Origin of the sequence: Candidatus Aquarickettsia rohweri (genome assembly GCF_003953955.1) — a bacterium.
Classification (GTDB): Bacteria; Pseudomonadota; Alphaproteobacteria; order Rickettsiales; family Midichloriaceae; genus Aquirickettsia; species Aquirickettsia rohweri.
This window is the reverse complement of sequence record NZ_RXFM01000043.1, coordinates 1-10,301: the sequence shown is the minus strand read 5'-3', so window position 1 is coordinate 10,301 and position 10,301 is coordinate 1. Positions and strand designations below refer to the sequence as shown.

Genomic DNA, 10,301 nt, shown 5'->3' with positions numbered 1-10,301 from the left:
ATTCAAACTCCTATGGCTCTTAAAAAAATGCAAGATTGGTATGATGACATACTTGCAGGTAAAAAATTATTAAGAGAAGTTATAGATATTGATGCAACTGCAAGTAATGAACAATTCTTTGATGAAAATTCTGAAAAAAATGATGATTTTAATACCAAAAACACAGAATCTGGCAATGATGATTTTGATAATGATGATGATAGTGATACTACTTCTATTTCAGCTATAGAAAATGATTTAAAACCTAAAATACTTGATATATTATTAAAAATATCCGAAGATTGTAAAAGCTTATTGCAATTTTATGATGTAAAAAAAGATAAAAAAATTAGCAGTTCTAATCAAAGCAAAGCTGAAAAAAAATTATTAGATAATAAGATAAATGATATAGCTAATTTATTAGGTGAGCTCAAATTAAATGATCAATTTATTAATGAAATTTTTTATCAACTAAAAGAAATAAATAAAGATATTATTCAAATTGAAAGTGAATTATTTAAACTTGCTTCAAATTCAAAATTAAACAGAGCAAAATTTATAGATGTATACCGTACTATTGATTTAGAAAAAAATTGGATTGATCTGTTAAAAAATCGGGGGGTAAAATATACTAAATTAATAGATGAAAACAGCTCGTTTTTTACTAAAGCTCAGCTAAAATTTGAAAAAATTAAAGTCAAAGCTGGATTATCCATAATTCAGTTTAAAAAAATCTTTCAAGATATACAAAAATGGGAAAGAGAGGTTAAAAAAGCTAAAAAAGACATGATAGAAGCAAATTTAAGACTAGTTATATCTATTGCAAAAAAATATGCTAATCGAGGATTACAATTTCTTGATTTGATCCAAGAAGGTAATATTGGTCTTATGAAAGCTGTTGATAAATTTGAGTATCGAAGAGGGTATAAATTTTCTACCTATGCAACATGGTGGATTAGACAAGCAATAACACGTTCAATAGCAGATCAAGCTAGAACAATTAGAATACCTGTACATATGATAGAAACTATCAATAAAATCATTCGCACTTCAAAGCAATTAGCTCATGACTTAGGAAGAGAACCAACTTCTGAAGAAATTGCTGAACAATTATCAATCCCTATTGAAAAAGTAAAAAAAGTTCTTAAAATTTCTAAAGAACCTATGAGCCTTGAAAATCCAATTGGAGATGATGAAGGAAATATGTTAGGTGATTTTATTGAAGATGCCAATGCTGTAAAACCATTGGATTCTGCAGTTCATTCAAATTTACGAGAAACAACTACTAAAGTTTTAGCTACACTCACAACCCGTGAAGAAAGGGTGCTTAGAATGAGATTTGGTATAAGCATGGAAACAGATCATACATTAGAAGAAGTAGGTAAGCAATTTGATGTAACTAGAGAGAGAATAAGACAAATTGAAGCTAAGGCTTTAAGAAAATTAAGACATAAAAAAAGATCTGCAAAATTAGATACCTTTACATAATTGCTTCCCTCTCTATCAGCTCATTGTAAGTTAAATTTTTTTGCTACAGGAAAAGTCTAAAAAGAGTATGGCGACTAATTTTCAACACAAATTTCTTGAATAGAATTATCTTTATCAGCACACATTCTCTTCATTAATAATAACCCAAACTGCAGATAAGAAATTTATAGCAAATCTTATAATCATGAAGCGTAGTATCTACCCACAATCATCACGAAGGAGGAATGAATACCACCTGAAGTCATCACGAGGGAGAGACGAAGTCTAGACTGTGGTGATCCATAATTGTTGTCGCATTTACATTTATTGATAATTTTCCTGGATTGCCGCGAGCATTAAAATGCTCTCGCAATGACTATATTGCTAACTAAAATTGTATTCAAATATTTGTATATAACAGTTTTTTCGCCTTTTACTAAGTATTTCTTATATGCAGCTCGGGTTAATAATAATTGTGAATCAGTAAATTTTTTTAGGACGTTCACCTAACTTACCTCTAGCAGCATTCAAGCCAATTAATATACGTTCTTTAATAGTATCTTTTTCAAATTTAGCAATTGCACTAAACATATAGAAGAAAAACTTACTATTAGAAATTAGTATCAATATTCTCTTGAATAAACTTAAATCCAATGTCTTGATTATTAAATTCTTAAACCTTAGAAATAATGCAATAGTATCTTTAGCATCTCTGGCATATTATTTCATTTTAAGAAGCTTTCTGTGATATTTGATTCACTTGCAAAAATTATTTATTCTGGCAAATCTGTGACGTTATTAAATTTAAAAAAGAGCCTTTCAAGAATTGTAAAATATCTGCTATTTCAAGTAATCTATAAATAAACTCTGAATCAAAAACGATTAAAAATTAATGAGAAAAATTTATTATTATATGAAATTAAAATAAATAATGATAATTCTATAATGATTGGTGATACATGGCACGATAAACAAGCTTCTAAGGCTTTTGGCATTCCTTTTTTAGATGTGAGATTTGTTCATAATTTATTGAAAATAAATTTATAAGTATTTAACTATATAAACAAAAATTAGGTCATTTTTTTATATTTTTTGAATTACAAAAATTATTCTTATTAAAAAAATATGCTTTAATTTCATAGAAAATAATTATGATAATGCTAATAACAATTAAACTATCTGCAATATTAAAAGCTGGATAATGCCAATGATTAATATGAAAATCAATAAAATCAAATACCTTACCAAATATAATTCTATCAATTAAATTACCAATAGCACCACCTATAATAAAGCCTTGAAGAATTGGATTTATATTAGACATTAAATATAGTATTAGGATAATAATTATAAGTGATAAACAAATAAATATAATTGGTGAAAAATTATGTTCGCTAAAAATTCCAAAACTAATCCCATTATTCCAAATTTTTACAAAATTTAGAAAATTAGTAATTTTATATATACTTTTATGATCCAAATAGCTTAGAACTACCTGCTTTGTTAATTGGTCTAATAATAATGCAAATAAACAAGTAGATACTAAAATAATATTTTTTTTTTAATTTTATAGACATTTCCTTAATATAGAAATTACAGTATGTTGAGAATTTTTTAAACTCAAATATTTTAAATTTATAATTATATATTGTATTTTACTAAATCTGTCATATAAAGTTGATATCTTATAAAAAGATTTATTATTGCTAACATATAATTCTAATATTTTTACCATTAAATTGGAAATAGCACATTTAAAAAATCTCAAATTCAAATTATTATTTAAATTAATATCTTCTATTAAATTTAAAATTTTATTAAATTGTTTATCGGCAAAAAAGTTTATTAATTTGAAAAATTGGTCATTTTTGATAATTTCTGCTGCCAAATTAACATCTCCACTACATAATTGATACAATAATTCTATATTTACAGTTAGTTTAGTATTAATAAGCCGTAATATTCTAATTTTAAAATCTTTATAAGATATTTTAGCTAATTTAAATTTTATACATCTAGACTTTAACGTGTCAGAAATTGAATTAATATTTGTAGCATTAAATATATATGCTGTATTACCAATTGGTTCTTCTAATATTTTTAAAAATGCATTTTCTGCATTCCTATTCATTTTATCAATATCATCAATAAGTACAACTTTATATTTAGAATTAATGGGAGTATGCTTCAACCAATCTTTAATACTTCTTACTGTATAAACTGAAATTATAGAATCTTCATTAAAAAAATCATTTGAAACAACATATAGATCAGGAGATCTTAAATAATTATGATTATTATTTTGTTTATCATTTAGTATAAGATTTGCTATTTCAACACTTAAATATGTTTTTCCTATCCCACTGTTTCCATAAATGATACAAGAATTAAATAATATATTATTATCAATATTGTCCTTAATTAAGGTTCTAATTTCTTTATAAGAATAACCAAAATTTTGCATATAAATTAGTAATAAAATTAATTTTTGATTTTAATATTTGGAATAATAAGCTTATATTTAATGATATTTTTATAATTAGTCTGAAATAATAAATCCAATCCAAGTAAATTAACAAAATAGTTAATAATTAAAATATCTAATTTTGACTCATCAAAATAATTTAAATCTAATTTATTATCTATATAATTAACATATTCTTGAACATTGCCTTTTTTGATTTTATTGCCTTCAAATATAATTGAAATTTCTAAGCCAGTTAAAATTTCATGTATATATACTGATAAAAAGCTAATTTCATCAATTAGTTTTTTAGAACTATTTAATAAAAAGTACATTACAGTCTCTACAAAGATTTTATCCTCAATAATAATTGTATTAGTAGTAGTGAAATTTTGCTAATTCTTAAATTATCATAAGTGCTCATATTAAAAATAGTATTTAATAAATCTTTTATAATTTCAGCTAAACATACATTAGACTTCTTAGAATCTAACGAATACCTTAATAATTTTTTATCACTAAAAAACAACTCACAATTAGCTAATAATTGTTTAGATGCTTTATCTATTATTTTTATTTTTTTATTGTCAACTACTGTATTACTATGCTCTGACTCAATACTTTGTATTGACAATTGAATTTGATGTAAAGGAGTATTGAAGTTATGTACTATATCTTTGTAATTATCTTTATAATTAACTATGAATTTTTTTAAAAATTTGCTAACAAAATGATATTTTAGGTATATATTTTTATATTGATTTTGTAATTTAAGATAGTCATGTTTCAATATATCAATAACTTTTAAATTAGACAAATTTTTATCACCTTCTAGTTTCATGTATTTTTTTAATGAATTAGATATCCTATTTAATGGGTATATAATACCTACTAATACACATGATGCTAATATCAAAAATATTATTAAATCAATTATTATAAGTAACTTATCAAATTTAAGAAAATTAATAATATTTTGTAAATTAAAACTAGATATCTCTTCTACAAAAATCTTAAAACTTTTATCTCTAAATGATACTAAAGAATATGATTTTTCAAATAAACCATAACCACTAATTCTAGTATATCTTTTTTCTTTATTTTTACTTAAAAATACCATCCCTTCTTTTAAATATGGTATATTGGCTAAATTTTTATCTAAAACTTTTGCACTATCATTAATAACATATAAAATTCTATTATATTTATCACTAATTAAAATGCGATAATTTTTACTAAAGCTATATTTATCTTTAATTCTTCTAACTAGCTTACGAAAATTAATTAATCTTAAATATACATATTTATCGCCTCTATAACATGAAACAATTTCATAATGATCATTTATATATATTTGACCAAATTTTATATTTCCTTTATTTTTTATACATTGTAAAATAGTAGGGTTTGTCTTTAAATTTTGAATGCTAATCTTGCTTTCATTTATTCCGGTAAAAAATAAATCTTGATTTACACTATCATATTTATAAATTTCATCTAAAAAAAATAATTTTTTAGCTCTATTGTTATCTAATATATGTTTAATATTATTATTAAATAAATTATTTTTATCTATATATTCAATAAGTTGAAAATTATCATAACTATAATTCTTTGCAACAGAAAGCCTAGCTCTAACATAATGAGATAAATCAGTTATTTCATTTCTTATAATTTGCTCAATATAGCTTCTATATTGGAATATGACTATGGTAATGAAGGCAATACTATATATGATCATTATAAAACGCTTGTTTAACAAAAACGTTAATGACTTTTCAATATTTTTTTTCATTACGCTAAAAAAACTTATGGTCGGGGCAGAGAGATTTGAACTCCCGACCCCCTGGTCCCAAACCAGGTGCGCTACCAGACTGCGCTATGCCCCGAATTTATATTATTTAAAAGCATTAAATTGATGTTACTCTAATTTCTAATTTTTGTGCAGCCTTTCTCAATTCATCATATTTATTATACAGCACCAATATTAATTTTTCCTCAATATTATCAGATTTTAATTTTAAGTCTTGAGTAACTCCCATAATAACCTTAGATTTTATAATAAGATTATCTAAATTTTTATGAATATCATTAGCTAGTTTTATAGCTGACTCTTCTGTTAATTTTAATTTTGTCGATGCTATACTATGAATATATTTAGTTGCTTTCTCAATCAAATCTACTTTTACCTTTAAATTAGTAATAGTCTTTTTTCTAACTTGATTTTTCATTGCATCTATCCTAACTGAAGAAGTAACAACCAAATCACTTGCCAGTCCAATTTTTGACATTAAAGCAATAATCCATTTATGAATATCTAAATGATACCATTTATGGCCATTTCTATAATCATTCGCAAATGCATGATGAAAATTATGCCAATTTTCTCCTAAAAGCAAAAAGAATAACCACCAAATATCTCTAGCTGTACCATAGTAATAGTCTTTACCCCCTATATCTGTATGCACAACAGAATTCACACAAAATGTTGCTTGTTGTTGTATAGCTCTGCCAAAACCCATAAAAATAAAAGCACCTAAAGCATATTTAAAATTGCCACCAATAATATAACCAAGTGCTAAAGGTACTACTATATTCATAAACATTACTAGCTTCCAATAATTCTTAAATTGCCATAAAACAATTTTATTCCTACCTAATTTTGCAATAGCTAATCTATCAATTCTTTTATTTTTAAAATCTGAAAAAATCATCCATCCCATATGAGACCATAAAAAACCTATAAACTTATTTTTATATTTTAATGCTGAATGAGGGTCTTTTTCTTCGTCTGTATATTTATGATGTAGCATATGTTCTGAAGCCCATGCTAATATAGGCATCTGAGCTGCTCCAGCTGTTAAACAAGCCAAAATAAATTCCACCCACTTTTTAGTTTTAAACGCCCCGTGAGACCATAATCTATGTAAACCTACCCCAACTGAGATATTAACAATATAGTAAGTTGCCACCATGGAAATTATTTCAAATTTACCAATCCCATATTCAAGCCCATAAATTACAGCAAATATAACTAATAAAATGGGATAAATGACTATTACAAAGAGAGCAGGATAATTAATTGCAAAATTAGATTTTTTATTCTGGACCATTTTAGCAAAAGCAACAAATTAAAACCGTCATACTAATATAATTTAGTATAAAATACAAGGTTAATTACTATTTAACCATCAACAATATACTTTATGCAAATTTATTATATTAGGAATCTCAATATAAATATTAAAAATTAAATTAATCTAGCTCCATCAAATCATTTTGTGTAGCCAAAATTGAAGTTAATTCTCTTACTTTTTCAGGCTTCATCTCAGCTAATATCAGCGCAAGCTTAGACTCTTTCATATTTAAAGACATTTCTATAAGAATACCAATTTGTAAATCATTAAAAATTTTTGCTGCTTCTTTTGGCTTCATATTTTCATAAACTTTAACTAATCTTTGAATTTTTTGTTCCTCACTTTTATTACTATTTTTTAACTGAGGTTTTAATTTATTTTGTAAATTTTCAAGTAAACTTAATCTTTTATCAATATATTGCTTAACAGACTCTAATGCTAATTTATCTGCTGGCATTTCATCATTATATTGTTCAATCTCTTTCCTCCTCTGTCTTAATTCTTGCAATAATTTTTTTTCTGACTGCAATTGAAAATCATCTTTAATAACAGGTTTAGAATTAGTTGCATTTGTATTTTGTGAATTTTCGTTCACATTCGATTTTAAAGGTTCATTATTTTTTTCACTTGATTTATCAAGTTGAGCTTTAGATTCTTGAATATTGATAATTCCTATATATTCCTCCATCACACCCATTAATTTCGAAAAAAACAAACATACTAATAGTATAAGTAAATAAGGTAATAGTCTAAGCATATTAATTATTTAAATCCTTTTTTGTTTTTTTCTTTTTTACGCTTTTAGTACCAGCACTTTTTTTAGTCGTAATAGATTTTTTTAATTTCGATGTAGTTTGAATATTTGATTCAAGATCATCAGCTAATTTAGTAGCTTTTTCAATTAAAAAACTAAGATCATTAGAAAGCTCTTCTGATTGCTTTATATAATCTGACATCTCAACCATTGTTTTATTTGTAAGAATCTTTAAATCAGATATACTACTGTTGGCCCCATTAATAGATGAATCTAAATTTTTAATTAAAAATTAAATATGACCCCTACTATTTTGCAAATGTTGAATTTTTCCATTTAACTTTCAACAATAAGCTATTGCAAGGCAAAGCAAAACTAATACAACACTATTTAAAATTAATTCCATATTCTTTACTCTAAGTATTTAGCGGCATCAATTTGATCTAATATTTCAACTGCAATCTTATTATTAATTTGACCTAATTTGCAATCAGACACTTTGATATTATTAATGACTAAATTCCAATTTTGATCATTAGTTCTGTTTAAAACAATAGTATTACCAACTTTAATATCAGATAAATCTTTAAGTCTAAAGATTTTTTCAGTATGTTCTACACAAACATTCAATTTCAAATTATTTATAACATTTTCAAAATATTGAAACCATATCTCTTTTTCTTTTAAATCTTTTCCTTTTAAAGATATTTTGCTAAGTTCTGATTTATAGGGAATAAGTGTAGAGTATGGAATTAAAAATTTAATATATCCTTCATTTTTATTTAGAGGACTTACTTTCATAGTTAATAATTTACAAAATTCATTAGAATTTGCTATTAAAATTGAATTAGGGCCACTTTCTAATCTTTTAAACTTAAATTGTAAATTAGATATATTTTCAAATGATTTATTAATAGAATTTATCATCACTTTAACAAAATCTTCTATAACCCCTTTTTCTATCTTTGTAAAAGGTCTTTTTGTATTTTTAAATCAAATTTATACTCATAACCTCCAAGTAAAATATCCAATATAGTGTACACAAACTGATTTTCAAAAATTACTAAGGATTTATTATTATTATCACTATTAGTAATTTCTATAACTCCAATCATTGAAGGATACTCAATATCCTTTATAATATCAGAAAACTGAATATTTTCATTTTCACTTATATTAATATAAGTATCACAGTTTAAAAAATCTTTTAAGGACTTGGAAAAATTTCTTTGCAATAATTCAAATACTTGATTTAAAAGAGGAAAATTCAATACTGATGCATTTTTAGCATTAAGTATCAAATTAAAATTTTCATCCTTAACTTTACCAGTCATTTTCAATGTATTATTTTTTTTTTATTGAATTTGCCATTTACTTTATTACCAATTATACAATTATTGAACTAATATATCTTCAATCAATAAATCACTAATTTCAGCTGGATACAAAATTTTATTAGTTCTTTTATACAGACTATCTTTAAGTCTATATATAGACACAGAGCCAATAACATCAGATGGCCTTAATTGCCTTAAAAAAGTGAAATACTCATCTCTTAAACTAGGTTCTAGTTTTTTAGCCTCTTCTAAACTACTACTATTATTAAATTTTAATGTTATTGAAATTTTTAAAAATTTATTTGCCTCATTATGAGTATCTAAATTTACTACAATCGGTGTTAAATCATAATATCATAATATAAAACTTCTTCTTTTTGATCATTTGTAAATTCAGAATTTTCAACAGGCTTAATTTTACTATACTTATAAAATAAAATCCCTAAAACAGGTAAGCCAATAATAATAACTATCGCTATTAATATTATTTTCTTTCTTTTTGTCTTAAAAAATCTGTCGTTGTTAACAGATATATCTTGTTCTAAATTGTCATTGTTATCTTGAGATTCCATAAACCTTTTTAATTGTCCTACTACTTAGTATTTAAGTAGTAAATTATAATTTTATTTTTGTCAATTTTAGATAATGATTATTTAACCTTATACTTTAAACTGAAGAATGAAAAAACATAAAAAACAAGCTGTAATATCCACAATAATATATTAACAGTAGTAAAATTTTTGATTTTAAAATACTCATAAAAATTAGGACTCTGATACCGTATCAAAAGTCAAATAAAAATATATTGATCTTTAAGTTTATAAATATAAACTGGAAACTCGAGAGACGTAAACGCTAAAATATCCCCATCTTGACAAGTATTATCCGCCTTTCTTTGGGTTTCTTAAGTTTTTTGATAATTCTAAAAAAAATTTAATTTGATGATATTTTTTTATCAATATTATATGGAAGTAAATTTACTAACTCTTTTGGATCAGAATAATCATGAATATGATTCAGCAAATATTTTAAATAATCATAAGGATTAATCTTATTTACTTTGCAAGTTTCAATAATACTATAAATATTTGCACTAGCTTTAGCACCCTTAGTTGTTGCACAGAACATCCAATTTTTTCTGCCAACTGCAAATGGTTTTATAC

13 protein-coding genes and 1 tRNA gene are annotated in these 10,301 nt (G+C 24.2%); 1 reads left to right on the top strand and 13 read right to left on the bottom strand.

All coding sequences use genetic code 11. The features are described from left to right. Positions 1 to 1,467 (top strand): RNA polymerase sigma factor RpoD (gene rpoD, locus EIC27_RS03690; protein WP_162298321.1); only part of this gene is annotated, 1,467 nt, incomplete at its 5' end. Positions 1,468 to 2,521: 1,054 nt separating this feature from the next. Here the strand turns inward: rpoD and lspA are convergent. The 13 genes from lspA to EIC27_RS08175 all read right to left on the bottom strand — a co-directional run. Next, positions 2,522 to 2,995: a signal peptidase II gene (gene lspA, locus EIC27_RS03685; RefSeq protein WP_240627084.1), complete on the bottom strand. Its 474-nt coding sequence runs from the start codon at positions 2,993 to 2,995 to the stop codon at positions 2,522 to 2,524. 18 nt (positions 2,996 to 3,013) lie between these two features. Further along, positions 3,014 to 3,910, bottom strand: coding sequence for an AAA family ATPase (locus EIC27_RS03680; protein WP_126044787.1), 897 nt, complete (start codon positions 3,908 to 3,910; stop codon positions 3,014 to 3,016). A 17-nt stretch (positions 3,911 to 3,927) separates the two neighbouring features. After that, positions 3,928 to 4,245: a hypothetical protein gene (locus EIC27_RS03675; protein ID WP_126044786.1), complete on the bottom strand. Its 318-nt coding sequence runs from the start codon at positions 4,243 to 4,245 to the stop codon at positions 3,928 to 3,930. 8 nt (positions 4,246 to 4,253) lie between these two features. Continuing rightward, positions 4,254 to 5,705: an ATP-binding protein gene (locus EIC27_RS03670; protein WP_126044785.1), complete on the bottom strand. Its 1,452-nt coding sequence runs from the start codon at positions 5,703 to 5,705 to the stop codon at positions 4,254 to 4,256. A 17-nt stretch (positions 5,706 to 5,722) separates the two neighbouring features. After that, a tRNA-Pro gene (locus tag EIC27_RS03665) sits at positions 5,723 to 5,799 on the bottom strand. Between the two features lie 21 nt (positions 5,800 to 5,820). Next, a complete protein-coding gene (locus tag EIC27_RS03660) occupies positions 5,821 to 7,023 on the bottom strand; it encodes an acyl-CoA desaturase (RefSeq protein ID WP_126044784.1) in 1,203 nt (400 codons plus the stop codon). Positions 7,024 to 7,165: 142 nt separating this feature from the next. Further along, entirely contained in the window at positions 7,166 to 7,804 is a 639-nt protein-coding gene (locus tag EIC27_RS03655) for a MotE family protein (protein ID WP_126044783.1), read from the bottom strand. 1 nt (position 7,805) lies between these two features. Further along, positions 7,806 to 8,087, bottom strand: a complete 282-nt coding sequence (locus EIC27_RS03650; RefSeq protein WP_276310330.1) for a DUF6468 domain-containing protein — start codon at positions 8,085 to 8,087, stop codon at positions 7,806 to 7,808. A gap of 125 nt (positions 8,088 to 8,212) precedes the next feature. Further along, entirely contained in the window at positions 8,213 to 8,728 is a 516-nt protein-coding gene (locus EIC27_RS03645) for a FliM/FliN family flagellar motor switch protein (protein WP_153183761.1), read from the bottom strand. Positions 8,729 to 8,760: 32 nt separating this feature from the next. After that, positions 8,761 to 9,135, bottom strand: a complete 375-nt coding sequence (locus tag EIC27_RS03640; protein WP_126044780.1) for a hypothetical protein — start codon at positions 9,133 to 9,135, stop codon at positions 8,761 to 8,763. Between the two features lie 60 nt (positions 9,136 to 9,195). Next, complete coding sequence (locus EIC27_RS08180; protein WP_126044790.1) at positions 9,196 to 9,474, bottom strand: flagellar basal body-associated FliL family protein; 279 nt, start codon at positions 9,472 to 9,474, stop codon at positions 9,196 to 9,198. A 5-nt stretch (positions 9,475 to 9,479) separates the two neighbouring features. After that, positions 9,480 to 9,710: a hypothetical protein gene (locus EIC27_RS03630; RefSeq protein ID WP_126044779.1), complete on the bottom strand. Its 231-nt coding sequence runs from the start codon at positions 9,708 to 9,710 to the stop codon at positions 9,480 to 9,482. 361 nt (positions 9,711 to 10,071) lie between these two features. After that, positions 10,072 to 10,301 (bottom strand): transposase domain-containing protein (locus EIC27_RS08175; RefSeq protein ID WP_205702304.1); only part of this gene is annotated, 230 nt, incomplete at its 5' end.